The sequence below is a fragment of the Dyella marensis genome (genome assembly GCF_900112865.1).
Taxonomy (GTDB): Bacteria; Pseudomonadota; Gammaproteobacteria; order Xanthomonadales; family Rhodanobacteraceae; genus Dyella_D; species Dyella_D marensis_A.
Map to the genome: position 1 here is coordinate 630,101 of NZ_FONH01000001.1, position 22,211 is coordinate 652,311.

Below are 22,211 nucleotides of genomic sequence, written 5' to 3' on the forward strand. Positions count from 1 at the left end.
GATGCCTGTAAGTGCTTTAAGGATTCGTTGTCTGGCGCGGGGCGGCTTCCACTGCCTTCGGATCCCGTGCGGCGCTGGTCGCGGCGGGGTCGCGCGGCACGCCGGCATCCACGCCCGGCGCGCGCGCTGCGCTGCGCGCCGGTGCGGGCGCCAGGCCCTGCAGCGCCGCCGGCAAGCCCTGCAAGCCCTGCAGCTGGCTCGGCAGTTGCGGCAGCTGGCTGGGCAACTGCGTGGGCAGGCGCAGCTCCGGCAGCTTGTCCGGCAGCGAGGGCAGCTGGTCCATCGCCGCCGTCGGCTGCTGCAGGAAGCGCCTCGCGCTGCTCGGCACCTGCTGGCTCAGCCAGCCGGCCACGCCGGTGAACTGCGGCAACAGCGCCGACTGCTGCCACCATGGATCGCGCGTCAGCGCGGTGAGACTGACCAGGAACACGCCGACCGTCACCACCAGCACGCCGCGCGCCAGACCGAACAGCATGCCCAGCAGGCGATCCGTGCCGCTCAGGCCGGTACCTTCCACCAGCCTGGCCAACAGGAATCGCGCCAGGATGCCGAGCACCAGCACGCCGACGAAGGTGGTGGCGTAGCCGGCCGCCAGGCGCGCCGACGGCAGGCTGATCTTGTTGGCGTAGAGCTCGGCCACGTGCGGGCCGAAGGTCCAGGTGATCCACGCCGCGGTGACCCAGATCAGCAGGCCCAGGACCTCGGAGATGAGGCCGCGCCACAAGCCGATCAAGACCGAGATGCCCAGTACCGCCAAGATGATGTAGTCAGCCCAGTTCATGGCGGCGCGGGTCTCGAGGCTCAGGGCGCGGAAACGACGTTGCCGGCGAGGCCGAGCTTGGTCTTGATCTGGTCGCGCACCCGTAGCGCATCGTCGCGCTGGGTCTGCGGACCGGCGCGCACGCGCCACAGCTGCTTGCCGCTGGCATTGACCGTGTCGACATAGCCGTCGAAGCCGCTGGCGCGCAGCTTGTCGCGCAGCGCATTGGCGTCGGCCTGGCTGCCCATGGCGGCGACCTGCACCGCCCAGCCGCCCGCACGCGCAGGCGTGGCAGGCGCGGCCGCCGGCTTGGCGGCGGGTGCGGCGGCGGCCTGGGCCGGCGCGTCGTCCTGCGCGGGTGTGCCGGCGCTGCCTTCGAGGCGGGCCGGCACGCCGGGGATGGTCTGGGTGATCTTCAGGCGCGCGGCCTCGGCGGCGGCGCGGGTATCGAACGGGCCGGCGGTGACCAGGGTGAGCTGCTTGCCGCCCTGGTTGAGCGGGCGGCTGGCTACCGGGTAGCCGAGCGAGCGCACGCGCTGCAGCAGGTTCTGCGCGCTGGCGGTAGAAGCGTAGGCGCTGAGGTTGAGCGTGAAGCGGCCGTGCGCCGCGGTCGCGGCCGGCAGGTCGGCGACCGGGGCCGGCGTCGTGGCCGCCGGCTTGGGCTGGGCGGGCTTGCTCTGGTCCGCAATGGCCGGCGTCGTGGGCTTGGGCGGCTGCGTCTGCGCCTGGTTCGGGATCACCGGCTGGCCCGGCGCGCCGGGGCGGGTGACCGTGGTCGGCGCGGGCTGCTGGCCGGCGGCCGGGTCGGTTTCCACGTCGCGCGGACGGTTGGAACCGATGTCCACCGTGGCCAGCCGGTCCGAGCCGGCCGGCGTGGCGGCCTGCCCGGCCGCGGACGAAGCCGGCGTCGGCGCCGCGGCGGTGCCGGCCGGGGCAGCGCCCGGGGTGAGGCTCATGGTGCGCGTCTGCAGGTCGCGGTCCGGGGCCGGCGGGATGGCCAGGCTGACCGTTTCGTCGCCGCCCGTGCTCGGCGGCGTGCTGGAAAAGAACATCGGCACGAACAGAACCGCCAGCGCGATCAGGACGGCGGCACCCAGCAGACGTGTTTTCAAGACAGGCTCCAAGGCGGTAAGCGCAAACACGAAACGACGGGATTATACCCGACGCCGGCGATCACCCATGCGAACGCTGCAATGACGGTTCAGAGGACACCCGGCGCGCTCATTTCTGCAGCACCGCCGCGGCCACGAAGAAGGAACCGAAGGCCAGGATCCGCTCGCCGGGCCGCGCCGCCGTGCGTGCGGCAGCCAATGCGCCCTGCACGTCGGCGTGAAGATCGAACGCGGCCGCCGGCAGCTCGCGCTGCAATGGCTGGCGCAGCGCCTCGGCGGACAGGCCGCGCGGCGTATCGCGCTCCAGCCCCGCCAGGTGCCAATGACCGATGCGCCCGCCCAGCGCGGCGATCACGCCGGCCACGTCTTTGTCCGCCAGCGCGCCGTACACCGCATGCACGGGTCCGCCCGGATGCGCATCCAGCCATTCGGCCAGCGCGCGCGCGGCCTGCGGGTTGTGCCCGACGTCGACGATCAGCTCGGGATCGCCGCCCAGCGACTGCAGGCGCGCGGCGACGCGGGCGGTCCGCACACCCTCGGCGGCGCCGCCGGCGAGCTGCGCGATGGGAATCGTCGCGCTGGCCCCGCGCGACGCATGCAGCGCGGCGATCGCGGCGGCGGCGTTGGCGTACTGCACCGGCGCGGCCAGCGACGGATCGGGCAGCTCGAACGCGGTGCCGTCGCGATGGCGCCACACCCAGCCATGCGCGGCGCGCTCCACCGCGAAATCCACGCCGGCACGCTCAATCCGTGCGCCCAGCGCGGCCAGCTCGTCCAGCAAGCCGGCCGGCGGTGCGGTCTCGCCCACGATCGCCGGACGGCCGCTGCGGGCGATGCCGGCCTTTTCGCGGCCGATGCTGTCGCGGTCGTTGCCCAGCCAGTCCATGTGATCCAGGTCGACCGTGGTGATCACCGCCACGTCGGCATCGACGATATTGATCGCGTCCAGCCGCCCGCCCAGGCCCACTTCCAGTACGGCGGCATCCAGGCCGGCGCGCGCGAACAGGTCCAGCGCCGCCAGCGTGCCGAATTCGAAGTAAGTCAGCGCCAGCTCGCCGCGTGCGGCCTCGATGCGCTCGAAGCTGTCCACCAGCGCCTGGTCGTCCGCGTCGCGCCCGTCGATGCGGATGCGCTCGTTGTAGTGCAGCAGATGCGGCGAGGTGTAGCAGCCGACGCGGCGGCCGGCGGCGCGCAGCATGGCTTCCAGCATCGCCACGGTGGAGCCCTTGCCGTTGGTGCCGCCGACGGTGACGGTCCAGCGCGCCGGCGCCGGCGCGCCCATGCGGCGCCACACTTCGCGCACGCGGTCCAGGCCCAGCTCGATGCTGCGCGGGTTGACGCCTTCCTGATAGCTCAGCCACTCGGCCAGCGTGCGCGACATGCAAGGGTTTCCAGAAGAGAAGGAATCAGGCGTCCAGCGGACGCAGCCAGAAGCGCAACGGATGGGTGGTCGGCGCATCGTCGCCCGCCTCCTTCCAGTCCAGCGCGCAGAACATGTCTTCCTGGCGCACGTAGCCGCGCTTGCGCCAGAAGACGTCGTTGGGACGGTAGCCGGCCGGGCGGCGCGGATCGCCATCGGCGCGCTCCACCGCGCAGAATGCCGTGACGCGAAACCCGCCCAGGCGCTGCGCACGCGCTTCGCGCTCGTCGAAGAAGCGATGGCCGAGTCCTTGTCCGCGATACTCCGGCAACAGCACCGACTCGCCGAAATAGAACACCTCGCTCAACGGCAGCCCGCGTTCCAGGAAGGGCCGATGAAACGCCTCGCCGTCGTCCACCAGCGGCAGGCCGGTGGAAGCGCCGACCACGCGGCCGCCATCCAGTGCAAGTACGAACACGCTGCGCGGCGAGCGCGCGTAGGCGGCGAGATAGCGCTGCTCGTACTGCGCGTCGCCTTCATATAAGTAGGGATACTCGCGAAACACCGCGATGCGCAGCCGCGCCAGGTCGCCCAGGTAGGGAGCGACCGCCTCGCCGCTGCAGGTCACGACCTCGATCGCCATGCTCAGCCGCCGACCTGGGCGATCCAGTCGTTGAGGTTGTAGTAGTTGCTGACGCGGGCGATCCGGCCGTCGCGGATCTCGAAGAACGCACCGCCCGGCAGCACGTAGCGCTGGCCCCGCGCGGGCGGCAGGCCTTCGTCGTCGGCGAGGTATTCGCCATGCACCACGTATTCGGCGGCGGCGCGGGTGCCGTCGGCGCTCGCCATCACCACGATGTCCTTCAGCTGTTCGCGATAGCTGCGCTCCATGCGGCCGAGGAAGGCCCGGAACGCCTCGATGCCGGTATCGCGGCCGCCCTGGTTGATGTCGTGGGCAATGTCGTCGGTCAGGCAGTCGAGCATGGCCGGCCAGTCGGCGGCGTTGAAGGCGGCGTAGTAGCGGCGGATGAGGGCTTCGGCGGGGGACATCGAGCGACCATGGACAAGGATGCAGTCGGAACAGAGTAACGCGTAGGTTGGGGTGAGCGCAGCGAAGCCCAACGTGGCCCTCGTCTTGCGAGGTTCGTTGGGGTTCGCTGCGCTCACCCCAACCTGCGTCTTCTCAACCCCGCCGCCACCAACCTCCGCAACACTCGATCCTGCAGACTCCCGCGCCCGATCAGCTCCATCCGCACCAGCGCCTCGTCCTCGCCGTCCACACGCTCCCCCGGATGGAACAGCGCGCGCAGCAAATCCCAGCGCCCGCGCCACGATCCGCTCTTGGACTTCAACCACGCCAGCGCCGGCAGCAGCCGCTGCTCCACCTCGGTGAAATCGCTGCCGAACGGAAACGCCGGAAACAGGCCCTTCTGCTCCAGCGGCCCAAGCACCTCGCGCAGATGCTCGGGCCGGTTCCGGCGCCATTTCTCGGGAATCTGGAAATCCGGCGACAGCTTGCCCGCCGCCTTCGCCTCCGCGCACAGCGCATCGAGGAAACGCGCATCGCTGATCGCCAGCATCGCCTCCACGCATTCGCCGTCGCTCTTGCCGCGCAGGTCGGCCACGCCGTACTCGGTGACGAACAGGTCGCGCAGGTGCCGCGCAATGGTGCAATGGCCGTAGTTGAAACGGATATTGGTCTCCACCGCGCCGCGCACGTTGCGCGTGGCGCGCAGCAGCAGCGCCGAGCGGCCGTCCGGCAACTCGTGCGCCATCGCCACGAAGTTGTATTGCCCGCCGACGCCGCTGACCACGCGGCCGTCTTCCAGTCCGTCGGACACCGCCGAACCCAGCAGCGTGGCCATCATGCACGTGTTGAAGAAGCGCGCGCCGCGCCGCTGCAGGGCGGCCAGGTTCTGGTGGTTGCCGTACAGCTGGTTGACGTTGGACACGCGGCACATGTCGATCGCATCGGGATCGGCCGCCTCGATCTCGTCCAGCCAGCGGTACAGCTGGCGCGTGCCGAGGAAGAACGCGCCGCGCAGGTAATGCCCGCCGGGTGTTTCCGCCGCCAGCCGCCCGGCCGCCGAGGCGCGCTCCAGGCCGAGGTTGTCCCAGCTGCGCCGCCGCAGGATGCCGCCGCGCTGCAGATGCATGAAGCCGTCCATGACCATTTCGCTGGCGCCGTACAGGCCGGTGGCGAACGGCGCCAGGCCGCCGATGCGCGCGGCCAGCGCGTGGGTGGCGCCGCGCGGGTCCAGCGCCACCAGCGCGCGGCGCCAGTGCACGTTGTCGCGCTGGCGCAGCAGCAGCGCATGCACCAGCGCATCGGACAGGGCGCCGATGCCGATCTGCAGGCAGCCGCCGTCCTTGACCAGCGCGCTGGCGTGCAGGCCCAGCGCGTATTCGGCCAGGTCGACCGGCTGGCGCGGCAGGGCGAACAGCGGCGGGCTGGTTTCGGGCTGCAGTTCCAGGTCGAAGAAATCCTCCGGCACTTCGGCGTGGCCGCTCAGGTACGGCAGCTCCGGATGCACCACCGCCACGCACAGCGGCCGCGCCCGGCCGGCGGCCTTGGCCTGGTCGAGGAAGTCCAGCGTGAGGTCCGGATTGCACGACAGGCTGTAGCGCACTCCCGCCGCGGTTTCGCGGCGCGCCACCAGCTGCACCAGCAGGTTGATGTCCTGCACCACCAGGTCGCGGGCGACGTGGGTGTAGTTCTGGCTGATGTAGTTGCGCTGCGCGCTGCCCGACTGCAGCAAGGCGCCGGACTGCATGTAGAACTCGTGCACCGCCACGTTCGGCGGCAAGGCATTGCGCGCCTGGTCCAGCGCGTACTGCGGGTCTTCCGCGTCGAGGCCGAAATGGCGATCCAGGAACGGCTTGGCGAAGCGCTCTTCCAGGCCCGGCTGCGGCCGCGGGCGGGTGAGCGAGAGCGCGGTGTACAGCGTCATCGAGCGCGAGCCGTCGGCCTGGGTCAGCCGGTACAGCGCATTGAGCAGGCCATGCGGCTTGCCCAGGCCGAGCGGCGCGGCGATGCGCAGATCGGGACCAAGCCGTTCGGCGATGTGCCGGGCACAGGCTTCCGTGTCGGTGCGACGTTGCTCGGGCGTCATGGGCGCGGAGCATGCCAGAAACACCGCGAAGCATGTCATTGGCCGGATGGGCGCCGCATGGCCTCACTTCATGCCCTCTTCATTCACGCCGCCTGCACCGACGGCGACGGTCACAAGCCATGCCCTACACTGCCGGCATGAACTTCGCCGCGTCCCCGACTTCGCCCACCCGGCGCCTGGCCGAACAGGCGCTCAGCCGCGCCGCCGGCGCGCCGTTGCTGCCGGGCAACCGCATCGACCTGCTGATCGACGCGGCCGTGCATTTCGAGACCTGGCTGGCGGCGATCCGCGGCGCGCGGCAACGCGTGCTGCTGGAGAACTACATCATCCGCGACGACGAGATCGGCCGCGCCTTCCGCGACGCGCTGGTGGAGCGCGCGAAGGACGGCGTGACCGTGGCGGTGGTGTATGACTGGATCGGCTGCCTGGGCCAGTCGCGCGCCAGTTTCTGGGCGCCGCTGCGCGCTGCCGGCGGCCAGGTGCGCACGTTCAATCCGCCGCAGTTGGGCCAGCCGTTCGGCTGGATCAGCCGCGACCACCGCAAGCTGCTGGTGGTCGACGGCGAGGTGGGTTTTCTTTCCGGCGTATGCATCAGCCAGAAATGGCTGGGCGATCCGGCGCGCGGCATCGCGCCCTGGCGCGACACCGGCGTCGCCCTGCACGGCCCGGCGGTGGCGGAACTGGAACTGGCGTTCGCGCAGAGCTGGTCCAGCATCGGCGAGCCGCTGCCGGAGTTTCCGCCGGTAGCGATACAACCGGCCGGCGAGGTCGCCCTGCGCGTGATCGCCACCCAGCCTTCCACCGCCGGCATGTACCGGATGGACCAGCTGATCGCCGCGATGGCGCGGCGCACGCTGTGGCTGACCGACGCCTACTTCGTCGGCGTCGCACCCTATGTGCAGGCGCTGGCGTCGGCGGCGCGCGACGGCGTCGACGTGCGCCTGCTGGTGCCGGGCAGCAGCGATATCCCGGTCGTCGCCGGCATGTCGCGCTCCGGCTACCGGCCGCTGCTGAAGGCCGGCATCCGCGTGTTCGAATGGAACGGCTCGATGCTGCACGCCAAGACCGCGGTGGCCGACAGCCAGTGGGCGCGGGTCGGCTCGTCCAATCTCAATATCGCCAGCTGGCTGAGCAACCGCGAGATTGACGTGGCGGTGGAAGATGCCGCCTTTGCGCAACAGCTGGCGGCGCAGTACGAGCAGGACCTGGCCAACGCCACCGAGATCGTGCTCACCCCGCGCCCGAACCGGCCGCACCGCGATCGCGTCAGCGCCTCCGCCCGGCCCAGCCGCACCGGCCGCATGGGCGGCAGCTCCAGCCGCGCCGCCGCCGGCGCGCTGCGCATCGCCAACACCATGGGCGCCGCGCTGACCGACCGCCGCGTGCTGGGCGATACCGAGACCGGCCCGCTGCTGTCCGGCACCGCCGCGCTGCTGGTGCTGGCGGCGGTGGCGATCCTGTGGCCGGCGGTGGTCGGCTGGCCGATCGCGGTGCTGGCGCTGTGGTTTGCGCTCAACTTCGGCATCCGCGGGTGGCGGGCGCGGAGGAAGCACCAGCGGCGGATCTCGGCCACCGAAGAGCCGGATGCCTGAGCGTCGAAACTGGCGTAGGTTGGGGTGAGCCAAGGGCGAACCCCAACATGGCGGGGCATCGCATCGTTGGGGTTCGCCCCTGGCTCACCCCAACCTACGCCTCAAGTCTTTCCGCCAAGCCCATGACAGCCCGGCAGTTCCTGCGCTAGTCTCCCGCTTTCCATGCACGCCCCCGACGCTCCCACGCCGCCCTCGCGGCACATCCTCACGCCGAGCACGCTCAACCGGCTGGTGCGCGACCTGCTGGAGGACGCGCTGCCGCTGGTATGGATCGAGGGCGAGCTGTCCAACGTGGCGCGGCCGGCCTCGGGGCATCTGTATTTCACCCTCAAGGACGCCAACGCCCAGGTGCGTTGCGCGATGTTCCGCCCCAAGGCTGTCGGCCTGCGCTTCCGTCCCGTCGATGGCACCCATGTGCTGGTGCGCGCCCGCGTGGGGCTGTACGAACCGCGCGGCGAGTTCCAGCTCGTCGCCGAGCATATGGAGCCGGCCGGCGAAGGCGCGCTGCAGCGCGAGTTCGAGCAGCTCAAGGCCAGGCTCGACGCCGAAGGCCTGTTCGACCGTGCGCGCAAGCGCCCCCTGCCCGCCTTCGCCCGCCGCATCGGCGTGATCACCTCGGCCACCGGCGCCGCCGTGCGCGACGTGCTGAGCGTGCTGTCGCGCCGCTGGCCGCTGGCCGAGGTCGAGGTGCTGCCGGTGCCGGTGCAGGGCCGCGAGGCGCCGCCGGCGATCGTCTCGATGCTGCGCCGCGCCTCCGCCAGCGGCCGCTACGACGTGCTCCTGCTGACCCGCGGCGGCGGCTCGCTGGAAGACCTGTGGGCATTCAACGACGAGCAGGTCGCGCGTGCCGTGCACGCCAGCGCGGTGCCGGTGGTGTCGGCGGTCGGCCACGAGGTGGATTTCAGCATCGCCGACTTCGTCGCCGACCTGCGCGCGCCCACGCCGTCCGCCGCGGCGGAACTGCTGGTCCCCGACGCCGCCTCGCTGGAGCGCCACCTGCGCCAGCTGCGCCAGCGCCTGGCCACCCTGCAGCAGCGCCGCCTGCACGCGCTGATCCAACGCACCGACCACCTGCTCGCCCGCCTGCAGGCCCAGCGCCCGCAGACCCGCCTGTCGCGCGACCGCGAACGCCTCGCCCACCTGCGCCACCGCCTCGCCGTCGCCATGCGCGAAACCCTGCGCGAAAGCAGCCGCCGCCTGGAACGCGACCACGCCCGCCTGCTCACCCGCCATCCCCGCCAGCGCCTGCCGCTGTACGCACAACAACTCGCACAACAGGACCGCCGCCTGCGCCAGGCCATCCAGCGCATCCTCGAACGCCACCGCGCCGCCTTAGGCCAGAGCGCCCGCGCACTGCATGCGGTGAGTCCGCTTGCCACGCTGGAGCGTGGCTACGCGATTCTGTTCGACGAGCAGGGACGCGTGATCCGCACGGCCGCTGCCGTGGCGCCCGATGCGCGGGTGCGGGCGAGGCTGGCGGATGGGGAGTTGGTGTTGAAGAACGAGGCGTAGCGCGTATTAAGCGCTAGTGGCGAGCCTCAACTCCTCGCTCCGCCCGGCCCCTCACCCCAACCCTCTCCCCGACGGGGAGAGGGGGACGCAGGCACTCGCGAAGATCCAACGAGAGCACGCGGCACAGCCCGCGGCGTTCCGCTTGTGCGCTTTTGATCTTGCTCTTGATCTTCAACCCCCTTGGCGCGGCGGTGAGGGCTGGACGATCAGGCCCCGAAGGGGGCGAGGACAGGAGTCCTCGCCTTTTTGACGGGACATGGATGTCCCGTCAAAAAGCCCGGCCAGCCCTCACGTACCCGCAGCAGCGAAGCTGCGGAGGGCGCCGTGCAGGGTGCCCTTCTCTTTGGTTACTTTCTCTTGGGCAGCCACATGAGATTCCATATAGACTTCGCAGCTTGCTCAGGGATCGACGCTTCACGTGGACGCAAACATCAAGGTTTATAGCTATTTACGCTTCAGTGACGCCCGACAGTCCACCGGCAGCAGTGCCCATCGCCAGATCGAATTTGCGGCCAACTGGGCCAAGGGCCGGCAGCTGCAGCTTGATGCCTCGCTCTCCCTCCGCGACGAAGGATTGAGCGCCTACCACCAGCGTCATGTAAAGCAAGGCGCCTTGGGCACCTTCCTCCGCGCCGTGGACGAGGGCCAAATTGGCGCCGGGTCCGTGCTGGTCGTGGAAGGTCTGGATCGGCTGAGCCGTGCCGAACCGCTCCAGGCCCAGGCACAGCTCGCCCAGATCATCAATGCCGGCATCACCGTGGTGACCGCCAGCGATGGCCGGGAATACAACCGGGAGGGACTGAAGGCCAATCCCATGGAGCTGGTCCATAGCCTGCTGGTGATGATCCGGGCACATGAGGAAAGCGATACCAAGAGCAAGCGGGTTAAAGCGGCCATTCGTCGTCAGTGCCAGCAGTGGCTGGACGGCGCCTATCGCGGTCGTATCCGCAATGGCAAGGATCCCCAATGGCTCACTTGGCGGTCGGATGGCTGGCAACTCATCCCGGAACGGGTCGACGCCGTCCGAATGGCCATCGACTTGTTCCGCGCCGGGCATGGGGCGGTCGCCATTGTCGATCGTCTCAATGCCGCGGGACTCTCCGTCTCGGACAAAGGGACTCGGGCGACGCACCTCTATAAGGTGTTTCGCCTGCCCGCCCTCCGAGGTGCCAAGACCTTGTCGGTCGATGGGGTCGACTACACGCTGTCCGACTACTACCCGGCCATCCTAAGTCCGGAGGACTTCGACGAACTGCAGGGCCTGTTCTCGCAGTCGGGTCGGCGTAAGGGTAAAGGCGAACTGCCCGGCATCATCACCGGCCTACGCCTTACCCAGTGCGGGTACTGCGGATCGGCCATGGTGGCCCAGAACCTGATGAGCCGGAAAAAGGACGAGGACGGCCGGGTCCATGACACCTATCGTCGCCTGTCCTGCGGCTCCGGGCAGGCCTATCGTCGTTGCCCGGTGGGCGGCAGCACGAGCATCGCCCCAATCGAACGGGCGATCCTGGACTTCTGTTCGGACCAGATCAATCTGGACGCCCTACTGGAACGCGGCGTCGTTGACCCGCCGGCTCGCCAGAAACTCGCCGCCGCCAAGGCACGCGTCGCCGACGTGGAGGCGCAGCTCAAGCGCTTGACCGACGCCTTGCTGCAGGATGATGGTGCGGTTCCAGCGATCATCCTTCGTAAGGTCCGTGAGTTGGAAGAGGAGCTAGAGCACCTAAGGCAAGAGGTGACTGACGCCGACACGGAATGGGCAGCCGTGTCCCGCAAGGCGCCGACGACCGCAGAGGCCTGGCGTGAGCTCGTGGTCCAGGTGAAAAGCCAGGATTACGATGCGCGACTGAAAGCCCGCCAACTCGTGGCCGACACCTTTGCGCGCATCGTGGTCTACCGCGTTGGTGTCGAACCCGGCGAGCCTGCCAACCCTGCGCTAGATCTGGTTCTGGTACCGCATGGCGGCCATCCCAGGGCGCTACGCATTCACCGCAAAACGGGCCAATGGCTTAGCGCAGAAGACGTAAGTACTCGAGCCTTAGCCGGCTGATCCGCATATGTCCCTGCGCCGCGAAATGCAGTCGACTCGAAGTCAGGCATAGGTGTATCACCACAGCCACAACGAATTGAGGATGGAGAGGGTAATGCGAGAATTCAACGGATTCGATGATCCCACGAGCCATAACCTTTGGGTCTTGGAGCGGCAGTCTGAAGCCGAACCATATGGCGACCATGAAGCCCTGCAAAGGTTTCTGGAGCATGTGATTACGATTGTCAAAATGCTGCCGACGCCTGTAAGGACCCTCTTTCCGATGGGCAACTGCTTTATTGGGGATCTTCATTGGAAAAAGCCGCCAGCGTGGTGCCATAAGCACTGGCGATCCATCGCGGCGGACATAATCGTTGGGCTGGACCGCGTCCAAGCCGAGCGCGAACGCCTCCTCGCCGATACGGTTGGTTTGGCCGACCGCAAGCAAAGTGTAGGTGAACAAATACTGGAGGCATGTCGTGAACTGCGTGCTCAGGGGCACGACGTCGCGATTGCCCGACGCATCCAGCACTTAGGCGCAGGGACGGAGATGGGTGGGGATGCTCGAGAACTGGAGCGCCTGTTCTCCAGAAAGCGAGTGGCGGACTGGACGGCTCACGAGCAAGAAATCCACCGGCGCATCGCGCACATCGAAGTCATTGCGCGTCGGTTTCATCATCGCTAATCAGTCGCGATCACGATCCTTAGGGTCAATGGGGTCCGGCTCAAACACACTGCTAAGCCATCGAGGTTCAGTCCACTGGATGGTGTCACCGGCCAGACTAGCCGTCGTGAGTTCCATAAGGCTCTCCGGCATCGGTCTCTCTGCCCGGGGATGGACATAGAGCGTATCCTGAGCAACATGTCTGTTGTAGACGTGTAGGCCTCTGAAAATCCATGCACCAGACACTTGCTCCCGACGGGGACGCCCGCCTTCATACCAAAATCCGCCTAATGGTCCTAACACGGTGGCCGAGGCGGCGGCGTGACCGGCAAGGCGAACATGATCTCCGTAGAGCGCCTGAGCCTCATCCATGCGGCTAAGGAAACCAGACGTTACGTTGAGACTAGCGCCGCGATGCAGGCACCAGCACGAGGCGTGGCTTACGTGAAGCTTGCGTAAAAAAAGACTTGAATTCGTGTTGATCACCCATATGTGGGGGTTGTAGAGACGAGTCACCCCCAAAAGGTGTGGTTGTCGCAAGTAATGAGATTCGATGGGAGCACTCTGTCTCTGGGGCGGCCGAGCGGCCGAAGCGAGACGTTGCGTGGGGAATCCATCGATGAGCACCAAGCACGAGATTGTTTTTTACCCGGTTGGAAATGGAGATTCGGTCCAGATCATTTTGGACCAGGGGCGCCGTGTTCTCTTCGACTTTTGTCACCGAGACAAAGGAGAAGACGAGGAAACACCGGAGATCGATCTTAAGAAGCGACTGCGTGACGAATTGAAGGCTGCCGGCCGCGACTATTTCGACGTGGTGGCTTTTACGCACGCCGACAACGATCACATTCAGGGCAGCACAGCGTATTTCGAACTGGAGTATGCGGCCTGCTACCAGGGCGGTGATCGCATCAAGATCCGAGAGCTGTGGGTGCCGGCGGCCATGCTGTTAGAGGAGGCCGAACGCGATCAGTTGTCCGATGAATTCGTGGTGCTCCGTCAGGAAGCGCGGCATCGGTTGCTGGAGGGCAAAGGCATCTTGGTGTTCTCGCAACCCGAGGCGCTGATGGAATGGCTGAGGCCCAAGCTTGAGGAGCGTGGCGAGGCCGCCACAGCGCGAGATCACCTGTTCATCGATGCGGGCAATCTTGTTCCCGGATTCACCCTGGATCGCGACGGTGCGGAGTTCTTCTGCCACTCGCCCTTCATTGAGCACTGTGATGGCGATGGCGACATTATCCGAAACCGTGCGGCACTGATCTTCAACGTTCGATTCGACGCGGACGGTCAGCGGTACGACTTCCTGGAAGTCGGTGACGCCGAACATGGCGATCTCGAGGACATCGTCGAGGCAACCCGCTACCACGGTAATGATGATCGCCTCGACTGGGACCTGTTCAACATCCCCCATCACTGCAGCTATAAGGCGCTGAGCAGCGAAAAAGGAGATCGCGAAACGGTTCCGACGCCATTGGTCGATGAACTGTTGCGGCAGGGCAAGCCTGATTCCTACCTCGTGAGCTCCAGCAAGCCGATTACGGATATTGAAGAGTCCTACGAACAGATCCAGCCACCGCATATCCAGGCTCGCAAGGCGTACGAGCGAATCCTCCGCGAGATTGGTGGGCGCAAGTTTCTGGTGACGATGGAGGAGCCGAACGGCTATCACCCCGAGCCACTGACTTTCGCTATTGAACGCCGCGGAATCAGCTGGCTCAGCAAGGCAACGCTGGGCGCAGCGGCAATCATTACGTCTCGTCCGCCCAGGGCTGGCTAATGAGTGATGCTTATTACAGCACTCCAGGTGCGACTCCTATTGCCGACCCGCAGGAGCTCCGTATTCCGCGGGCCCAGGCACTGGTAGAGGCGGTTGTTCGTGACCGCGACGCAGAGCTGGTTGCATTGTCGCGTGCCGATGACACAGGGAGTGGTGCCGTCGAATGCATCGTGTTGGACATCACCTGCGACGGCGTTCCCAGTAGAGATTCCTTTGGCATTCGCTACCGGGAACGCTTAGCTCTACTCGTGTCCGCCGATGAGGGGGAGCTGCCTGTCGTGCTGGCTCTCCGCAAAGATTTTCCGGCACTCCCACATCAAAATCGAGTCGCGCCGTCGGCACCTGCCAGTTTATGCTTGTACTTCGAGCCGCCCCGCTCTGTACTTCGAGCGTGGACGCCTCAGCGCTTCTTGCAGCGCATTCGTTGGTGGCTTGAGAAAAGTGCTCGTGGCGAACTCCATCCAGCCGATCAGGCAGTGGAGTCGCTCTTTTTTGCGTCAAATCATCAGCTCGTATTGCCTTGGAACTACGAGGCCCTGCGCGCGCAGGGGGCAACCTGGCGGATCACCAAAGGCGATGATCGTGATAACGGTGGCGCGACGTACTTCCTTGTGGCGGGCGACCGCGGGTTGTCAGAGAAAGTCGGCATTCCCATCGCGATCACGACACAGCCGGTACTGAGCGGTGCCGTCGAGTACGACCCGGCCACCCTTGGTGCGCTCGCCGATCTCCTGAAGGCTCACGGCATCGATCTATTGGCCGAGTTGCAGTCGCCGCTGCGGAGCTTGGTGAATACGAACGGGGCGACTCGTCCGTCGGTATCGCCCTTCACCGTCATGCTGATGCATTTCCCTATATGTCGTTCGCTGGAAAGTATTCCCGAGCGGATCCAACGACGCGCCTTCATTCTCCTGACGGACCCGCTGAGCTTAGGGGCGGCAACCGGGGCCCTCACCGAGCTCGATGGCCGTTACTACACCTCTGAGGTTGACCTTAGGCCGGCCGATCCTGGTGATGCGTGGCGAGCTCTGAGAGTCTGTTCGATGGAAGTGCTTTCGGAAATTACCCCGGAGGCGGCGCGCAAGCAGTCCGGCGTCACCGACCCTGGCCCTTGCGGCGTGATGGTTGGCGCAGGGGCACTCGGCAGCGCCATGCTCAATCTGTGGGGGCGATCTGGGTGGGGAGTCTGGTCAGTAATCGATAGCGATTATCTGCGGCCTCACAACCTGTCGCGCCATACCGCCTTCGCGCAACATGTTGGCCATCCTAAGGCGCAGGTAGTGGCCTTCTTGCATGACGCGGTCATGCAAGGCGCCGGAGTCATGACCCCTATCGTCGGGGATGCCAATCAATCTCCGGCCTTTGACGAGGCACTCAAAGAAGCAACCACAGTGATCGATGCTTCCGCTGGCCTGGATTACCCGCGGCGAGCGAGTGTTATGGATGAGTGGCCGCGACATGCTTCAGTTTACCTTACGCCAAGCGGCAATGCCGCGGTTGCTCTGGTCGAGGACCGGAGCCGATTACAGCGATTGCGCACGCTTGAAGCTCAATATTATCGAGCGCTTCTGGATCAGCCCTGGGGCGCGAATCATCTCTCGGAGGCCCCCACCTTCTGGAGCGGCGCCAGTTGCCGCGACATTTCGGTAGTGATGCCGTACAGCCAAGTGGTGGTTGCGGCAGCCACGTTGGCGGATCGCTTGCCAGATCTCCTCGCTTCGGATGCCGCCTCCATTGGTGTCTGGCAACGTGATCCCCAAACTGGGGGCATCACGGTGCATGACGTGCCCGTGGAGGTAGAGCGACGATTCGAGCTAGGGGGACTCCGAGTCTACATAGATGCGGGTCTCCAGCGGCAGCTCCGCGCCATGCGTAACCAAGCCTTGCCCCTGGAAACCGGAGGCATCTTGCTGGGCTACTACGACCTGAATATCGGGGAGCTCGTGCTGGTGAGTGCACTCCCCGCACCTGTCGATAGCCAGTCGTCCAAAGCGTCATTTGAGCGGGGAATCGCCGGCCTCAAAGAACGTGTCGAAGAAGCGGCGAAACGTACCGCAGGTATCGTCCAGTACGTCGGTGAATGGCACAGTCATCCCCCCGGTGCATCAGCCGATCCCAGTGGCGATGACCTCTACCAATTGATTCATCTCGCTCTTGCCATGGGCGAAGAAGGGCTACCTGGTGTGCAGCTGATCGTGGGCGAGAGTGACTTGGTCATCAGCGCTGGAGGGCGGGCCGCATGATCATGCCCGTCGATAAACCCATTGCGCTCGTGCTGTCCGGCGGCGGTATCCGTGCGATGGCCTTCCATGTGGGGGTTCTCCGATACCTCGCTGAGCTTGAGGCTCTGGAGCATGTCACCCGAATTTCGAGCGTGTCCGGCGGCAGCTTGATCATGGGCCTGGTGCTCAAGTGCAACAACTACCGATGGCCCACATCCAAGGAGTATCTCGGTGAGGTGTATGGGCGGCTTCAGAGCGATTTGTGCCGTCGAAGTATGCAATGGGGTGCCGCACGCCAGCTGCTTCGCCCAACGAATTGGCGGTTCCTCTTGTCACGAGCCAACCTGCTGGCCGGCGCGCTTCGGCGTGAATGGGGTATTGCCGCCAACCTCTCTGACCTCCCCGCGTCACCCGAGTGGTCAATCAACGGCACGACTGCGGAAAATGGCCGGCGCTTCCGATTCAAGCATTCTGGATTTGGCGACTATCAATATGGCTATGTGCAGTCTGGAGATTTTCCCCTAGCCAATGCATTGGCGGTATCCGCCGCGTTTCCGGGAGGCTTCGGTCCACTAAGCCTCAAGACGGAACAGTTCGCATGGATGAAGCGACCATGGGATGCGCCAGCGGGTAGCGAAGAACGCGTTTCGCTTAACCACCGCATCCTGCACCTGTATGACGGCGGCGTTTACGACAACCTTGGCTTGGAGTCCGTATTTGATGCTGGGCGCGGCCGGTCAAAATACCCAGATCATTTCATTGTCGTCTCTGACGCGGGCAAGCCACTGTCGGATGGTCTTGCTCCAGGACAGCTGAATCCATTTCGGTTCACGCGAGTGCTCGACATCATGTCCGACCAATCGCATGCGCTCCGCGTTCGCACATTCATCCACTACGTACAGGGTGATTCGGAACGCGGCTCCCTGCTGTCTATGGACGACAAGTCGTCGACGCTGGACGGCGACGCGCGATCCACCGCAGTGAACTTCCCAACGACGTTGCGCAAATTGACGAAGAACGACTTCGATCAGCTGACACGCCATGGATACAACGTGGCACGTCTTCGCCTAGCAGATGGAACACCTTCCTAATTAAGGCTCATTCGGCTATTTCTTCACGAGGAAATTGGTATGTCGCATAGTCTCCGAACGGTTTCGACGCGATTTCGGGCGTATCAGCTAGATCAGCCAGGCAGTTCGTATTCTTATATGGCCGGCGACCACTTCACGCTCATCGAGGCCATGGCCACGACGATGAGCCGGGAGTCAATCAAGCATGAGCTTGATCTATGCCGCCGAACGACCATCGATACGCTTCACATTACCAGCTGGGATACCGACCACTGCAATGTGTCAGGGCTGGAGTGGATCCTCGAAAACTGCCGCCCCACCCGCATCGAGTACCCGGGGTATGAACCTCATACCGACACGGCAAAAGATGCCAAGAAGATGATACTTGCCTACAAACAACGACACTCCAGCAATTCGCGCCCCATTCGGTTGCAGCAGGTTGATCCACCATATGTACTCAGCCTCAATCCGGCGGAGGGTCTCGGCTACAACGACATTGTTTATCACCCGAAGGGCCTGGTTGAAAAATCCAACGACAACTCGACCATCAAGTTCTTTCGGGCGGGCATGTTCAACGTACTTAGCCTGGGTGATGTCGAACACGCCAACATCGGCGCAGGGCTTCGGCGATGCAAGATTCTTTGCCGTGAAACGGACATCATGATTTTGGCCCACCACGGGGCAGAGGGCGGTATCACGACGCGCAAGTTTCTTAATCACATTGACCCTCTGCTCGGCATTTGCACGAGCAATCACGGCAATCAGTACGAGCATCCATCGCCAAGCACACGCGCACTTTTTGATAACGACAGGCCGCTCTACACGACGAAGCGCGGGGATGTGGTCATTCGTTCGATCGACTCGCATGGCGATAAATTTGAAGTCGTCGATCTGGAAGCCAGCTCCACCAAGGAGGCCGAGCGTCGGGTGTTTACCTCACGAAAATCTCGCTTGCTTCGAGCTAACGCGGATGCGATACGCAACACCTACAACAGGGGCGGCTTCAAGATGGGAACCCCGCGCACCTGACCGAGCCTTTTTTGGGAGGTCCTGCAAGGTGTTTGAATTTTGGCGTGCGATGGCGCCGAGGCATTTTCATGACCTTTGATTTGCGATCGTCTACTTGTGCATCTAGTCAATGAGGAGGGTCCGACGTGCAGACTTCAGGAAGAAAACGAGACAAAGACGACTACATCCTACGTCTTCCTTCGCTGGAATCTCAGTTCGCCGCCTGGGTCTGTGCGGTAGATAGGAACCTTGCGAGTCGCAATTTGACGCTGAAGCGCGCGGGCTTTAGAGCTTATGTTCGCCGATCGTATCGGAAGCTTGATGGTATTCCGGTCGTTACCCTGGATATTGCATCGATCAGCATTCCAGAGCGATTTCGTGGGCGAGGCTGGTTTCGACAGTTCAGGCAGATTGTAGAGGCGATGAATCCTTGGAACGCGACCTATTACGAGTCAGTGCACAATCCGCAGTTAGCGTCATATTTTCGATCCGAGGGATTGTCTCGTGATGGATCATGCAGCTTTTATGTAATGCACTCTTTAACACCCGGCTGGGCTGAACCCACGTCGCTATCACTGCATGAAGATTCGCCGATCCCGGTTGATCAACGAGCTGCGCTGTGAGTGCTTCCTTCGCCATGGTTTAGTGATCATCAGTGGCATGGCGATACTTATCGGTTTAGGCTGGCCGATGATCACGATCATCGGTTTCTGTACCGGGCCGGTGATCATGAATGACAGTGGCGCAATCGTTCGTCATCTATATCAGTCCATTGATCACGACAGATCGGTCCTCATGATCATTCTCGCCGGTGTACGCATTATCGTTACGCACCAATCCGTTAGGGCATAGTCGAGGATCGTGGTTACCTTCATCACCTATTCCCGCACCCAGCCCACGGCTACTTAGATCGCGCGCCTCCTGCCACGCATGCCGGCGCTTGAGTAGGTCACCCCCGAACCGCATCAATTCGCATCACGGAACGGACCTCATACCTCAACCACAAGGAGAGATAGCGCTATGGCCAATCTGGATGAGATTCAAGAACGCATTAAGTCGATGGCTGATGTCGTAAATGCCTTCAAGAGCGAGGCGGTACAGCTTCGTGTCATTGAGGCCCTTCTGGGGCAGCTAGATGGAGTGCCCGCCCTAGACCTGGCTAGCGTTGAGGCGGGAGCGGGGGGCGCCCAAGGGCGTCGAACAGGTCGCCGCAAGGGCGGAGGCAAGAGGCGCTCCAAGGCCGCGCAGGAGGAGTCGTCCCATGCGCCGGCGGCAAGCAAGGCTGCCAAAACAGCCAAGAAGGCGCGTAGCTCGGGATCGCCCGGCGGCTTCGCCATGGTGTCTCAGCTACTCGATGATGGCTTTTTCCGTAAAGCACAGACCATTGGAAGCATCACGAACCATTGCAGCACCTCCAAAGGTCACCACTACAAGGCGAATGAAATCTCACCAGGACTACTCCGACTGATCCGCAACGGGACACTGAAACGCGCAAAGAACAAGGACGGCCAGTATGAGTACACCCAAGCCTAAGTCGCCGCTCCAGGATGCGCTCGCTAATGTTCCGAGTGATTTTAGAGCCAGGATCATCAAGGCCTACTTGGAACTCAAGTCAAGACAAGCCGAGGGCAGGCATGACTCAGCAGGCCTAAGCGCGGGCAAGCTGTGCGAGTCCATCGCCCGTCTGCTTCAGCATGAGCTTAAGAAGGCCTTCACACCCTTCGGCCAGCAGATAACGAACTTCAGCGCCGAGTGCGAGAGTTTCAGTCAGACGCCGAAGAACTCAGGCAGCGATTCGTTGCGCATCGTCATCCCCAAGGCGCTTTCGTTCCTCTATACGCTGAGGAACAAGAGAGGCATAGGACACGCTGGCGGAGATGTGGATGCCAATGGGATTGACGGCGCGACCATTGGTCGAGTTGCTGACTGGGTGCTATGCGAGCTGATCCGCATCTATCACAGCATGTCACTTGAGGAAGCGGATGCGCTGATTGCCTCACTCTCAACTCGGAATATCCCGGACATCTGGGAAGTTGGCGGTAAGAAGCGGATTCTGCGGAGCGACCTTGACTTCAAGCAGAAGACCTTGTTGCTGCTGTATTCGTCAGTAGACAGCGCTGTGCTTGCCGAGGATCTGTTCTCTTGGACCAAGTACAGCAACTACGGTGTTTACCGAACAAAGATTCTAGGTCAACTCGATAGCGCCAATCTTATTGAGTACGACCGCGACGGCGAGACAGCGATTATCTCTCCATTGGGCATTAAACAGGTCGAGGAAGAGCTTCTGCGACAGCCCACGGGAGACAACAACCCGACAGCCGTCGCCAAGCCGGCTAAACGCCGAGCAAGACGTAGAAAAGTTACGAAGCTCTGATAGGGCTTTGACAGACTCTTTCGTATCCTCGTACTTAAGGTGTGCGACTCGCCTTGCGGCCACGCCCCGCCGGCTTCGTCGGCACCGTTCTTCCGTACTCATTCCACCAAGCGGTGAGCGCTTCCATGGTGGGTCCAAGTCCGCGCGCTTTCTGAGTAATTTCGTACTCAACTCGCGGCGGCACCTCGGCGTACACCGTGCGCGATACCAGGCCATCTGATTCCAGTTCGCGAAGCTGCGCCGTCAGCATGTGCTGAGTAATCCCAGGAATGGCCTTCCGCAGCTCGCCAAAGCGATACATCCGCTGGTTGAGCAACCACATGATTTCCAACTTCCACTTGCCCGAGAGCAACGCGAAGGCGCGACGCATTTCGTCGTGCATGTTTATTTGTTTATCGCCATTAGTCTGATTTTCCATACTAGGTGTCATTAATTCATCCTTCTTGCGGATTTTCATATTGGCTCAGATCCTAGTTCATGTCGAAGCCATATACCTATCCGAGGAGAAGGTTGCAGTGGAAAACTACGTTTATTGGATCAGCACGGCGCTGCTAACCCTGCTTTATCTGACATCCGCCATGATGTACATCACGAAGCGGAATTGGGTTCGCCAGGCCCTCGGCGACCTTGGCTATCCCGGCTATCTCGTATCGACCCTTGCGGCCGTCAAGCTGCTTGCGGTGGCGGTGATTCTGTCCCGTCTCCACGTGGCATTGAGTGACTTTGCCTATGCGGGCATGTTTTTCCATCTCATTCTCGCGGCAGGGGCACACCTTGGCGTCCATAAGCCTAAGGACGCCTTGCCCGCTTTCATTGGCCTGATGCTTCTGTCGGTGTCGTTCCTGACACAGAACGCCGCTCGCGACATTCATTCCCCCTATGCACCGGATGCAGCGACACACCTGGTCTCGGGTCATCGCACCGGCGGTCTTGTTCCTGGCTAGCAGACATGAACATCACCCTTTTCGGTGCCACCGGAAAAACCGGCAGGTACCTCATCGATGAAGGGCAGCGTCGCGGCGTCAACCTGACGGTATTTGCGCGATCGGGCAGCTCCTTCCAGCAAGCCGATATCCGCATCATCCGCGGGGACCTGACGGATCGAGCGCTAGTGCGGGAGGCTGTTCGTGGCGCGGATACGGTGCTTTCGGCCCTGGGCCCCACGTCGCCCAGCCACCCCAGGAACCTTCCCATCACTCGGGCGACTGAAACTATCCTCACCGCCATGACGGAAGAACATGTCACTCGCTTCATCGCGATCTCTACCGGTACGGCGGCGGATCCGGGCGACGGCTTTGATTGGAAGATCAAGGCGCCCGCGCAACTGATCCGGCTCTTCATGCCGAGTTCTTACCGGGACATCATTGGTATGGCGAAGACGGTGCGGGCGTCGCCGCTGGAGTGGACCATGGTCCGGGTGGCTCTGCTTAAGGATCTGCCGGCATCTCACCGTTTGAATGTGGGGCTGTACGGCCATACCAGGCACTCGCTGGGGATATCCCGAGCCGACGTGGCTTCCTTCATGTTCGATCAGGCCGAAAATCGGGCGTTCATTCGACAAGCCCCAGGAATCAGCACCTTCGCGTCCTGAATGAGCGACAGACCTGCTGCTCGAGCA

20 protein-coding genes are annotated in these 22,211 nt (G+C 63.8%); 13 read left to right on the top strand and 7 right to left on the bottom strand.

Annotated elements, in window-relative coordinates; all coding sequences use genetic code 11:
* Positions 1–16: 16 nt before the first annotated feature.
* The 6 genes from BM172_RS02780 to BM172_RS02805 form a co-directional block, all read right to left on the bottom strand.
* Entirely contained in the window at positions 17–781 is a 765-nt protein-coding gene (locus BM172_RS02780; protein WP_051548473.1) for a CvpA family protein, read from the bottom strand.
* A 20-nt stretch (positions 782–801) separates the two neighbouring features.
* Positions 802–1,872, bottom strand: a complete 1,071-nt coding sequence (locus tag BM172_RS02785) for an SPOR domain-containing protein (protein WP_026634559.1) — start codon at positions 1,870–1,872, stop codon at positions 802–804.
* Positions 1,873–1,981: 109 nt separating this feature from the next.
* On the bottom strand, positions 1,982–3,253 hold the full coding sequence (gene folC, locus BM172_RS02790; RefSeq protein WP_026634560.1) for a bifunctional tetrahydrofolate synthase/dihydrofolate synthase: 1,272 nt from the start codon (positions 3,251–3,253) through the stop codon (positions 1,982–1,984).
* 25 nt (positions 3,254–3,278) lie between these two features.
* Positions 3,279–3,875 (bottom strand): GNAT family N-acetyltransferase, encoded by a 597-nt coding sequence (locus tag BM172_RS02795; protein WP_026634561.1) that lies wholly within the window; start codon positions 3,873–3,875, stop codon positions 3,279–3,281.
* Between the two features lie 2 nt (positions 3,876–3,877).
* The gene (locus tag BM172_RS02800; RefSeq protein WP_026634562.1) at positions 3,878–4,282 is read right to left on the bottom strand and encodes a ketosteroid isomerase-related protein; all 405 of its coding nucleotides are present in this window, start codon (positions 4,280–4,282) and stop codon (positions 3,878–3,880) included.
* A 113-nt stretch (positions 4,283–4,395) separates the two neighbouring features.
* A complete protein-coding gene (locus BM172_RS02805; RefSeq protein WP_026634563.1) occupies positions 4,396–6,345 on the bottom strand; it encodes an acetyl-CoA hydrolase/transferase C-terminal domain-containing protein in 1,950 nt (649 codons plus the stop codon).
* A 119-nt stretch (positions 6,346–6,464) separates the two neighbouring features.
* On the opposite strand from BM172_RS02805, the gene BM172_RS02810 reads away from it, so the two are divergent.
* The 11 genes from BM172_RS02810 (at position 6,465) to BM172_RS02860 (ending at position 20,593) form a co-directional block, all read left to right on the top strand.
* Entirely contained in the window at positions 6,465–7,937 is a 1,473-nt protein-coding gene (locus BM172_RS02810; protein WP_026634564.1) for a phospholipase D-like domain-containing protein, read from the top strand.
* Positions 7,938–8,099: 162 nt separating this feature from the next.
* A complete protein-coding gene (gene xseA / locus BM172_RS02815; protein WP_026634565.1) occupies positions 8,100–9,449 on the top strand; it encodes an exodeoxyribonuclease VII large subunit in 1,350 nt (449 codons plus the stop codon).
* A gap of 418 nt (positions 9,450–9,867) precedes the next feature.
* A complete protein-coding gene (locus tag BM172_RS02820; protein ID WP_026634566.1) occupies positions 9,868–11,499 on the top strand; it encodes a recombinase family protein in 1,632 nt (543 codons plus the stop codon).
* A 94-nt stretch (positions 11,500–11,593) separates the two neighbouring features.
* Positions 11,594–12,163, top strand: coding sequence for a hypothetical protein (locus tag BM172_RS02825; RefSeq protein WP_143096429.1), 570 nt, complete (start codon positions 11,594–11,596; stop codon positions 12,161–12,163).
* 598 nt (positions 12,164–12,761) lie between these two features.
* Positions 12,762–13,919, top strand: a complete 1,158-nt coding sequence (locus BM172_RS02830; protein ID WP_026634568.1) for a ComEC/Rec2 family competence protein — start codon at positions 12,762–12,764, stop codon at positions 13,917–13,919.
* Positions 13,919–16,162: a Mov34/MPN/PAD-1 family protein gene (locus BM172_RS02835; protein WP_026634569.1), complete on the top strand. Its 2,244-nt coding sequence runs from the start codon at positions 13,919–13,921 to the stop codon at positions 16,160–16,162. Before BM172_RS02830 ends, BM172_RS02835 begins: the two co-directional genes overlap by 1 nt.
* A complete protein-coding gene (locus tag BM172_RS02840) occupies positions 16,159–17,232 on the top strand; it encodes a patatin-like phospholipase family protein (RefSeq protein WP_026634570.1) in 1,074 nt (357 codons plus the stop codon). Before BM172_RS02835 ends, BM172_RS02840 begins: the two co-directional genes overlap by 4 nt.
* Before the next feature lie 39 nt (positions 17,233–17,271).
* Positions 17,272–18,240 (top strand): ComEC/Rec2 family competence protein, encoded by a 969-nt coding sequence (locus BM172_RS02845; protein ID WP_035322863.1) that lies wholly within the window; start codon positions 17,272–17,274, stop codon positions 18,238–18,240.
* Positions 18,241–18,365: 125 nt separating this feature from the next.
* Entirely contained in the window at positions 18,366–18,842 is a 477-nt protein-coding gene (locus tag BM172_RS22015; RefSeq protein WP_143096430.1) for a hypothetical protein, read from the top strand.
* A 397-nt stretch (positions 18,843–19,239) separates the two neighbouring features.
* Positions 19,240–19,752, top strand: coding sequence for a hypothetical protein (locus tag BM172_RS02855; RefSeq protein ID WP_026634573.1), 513 nt, complete (start codon positions 19,240–19,242; stop codon positions 19,750–19,752).
* Entirely contained in the window at positions 19,733–20,593 is an 861-nt protein-coding gene (locus BM172_RS02860) for a hypothetical protein (RefSeq protein WP_177218769.1), read from the top strand. The genes BM172_RS02855 and BM172_RS02860 overlap by 20 nt, the downstream gene beginning before the upstream one ends.
* A gap of 34 nt (positions 20,594–20,627) precedes the next feature.
* Here the strand turns inward: BM172_RS02860 and BM172_RS02865 are convergent, their stop codons facing one another.
* Positions 20,628–21,050: a winged helix-turn-helix transcriptional regulator gene (locus BM172_RS02865; RefSeq protein WP_269320409.1), complete on the bottom strand. Its 423-nt coding sequence runs from the start codon at positions 21,048–21,050 to the stop codon at positions 20,628–20,630.
* Position 21,051: 1 nt separating this feature from the next.
* On the opposite strand from BM172_RS02865, the gene BM172_RS02870 reads away from it, so the two are divergent.
* Both BM172_RS02870 and BM172_RS02875 read left to right on the top strand, forming a co-directional pair.
* Positions 21,052–21,537, top strand: coding sequence for a DoxX family protein (locus BM172_RS02870; protein WP_231504158.1), 486 nt, complete (start codon positions 21,052–21,054; stop codon positions 21,535–21,537).
* A gap of 5 nt (positions 21,538–21,542) precedes the next feature.
* Entirely contained in the window at positions 21,543–22,184 is a 642-nt protein-coding gene (locus tag BM172_RS02875; RefSeq protein WP_026634575.1) for an NAD(P)-dependent oxidoreductase, read from the top strand.
* Positions 22,185–22,211: the final 27 nt, after the last annotated feature.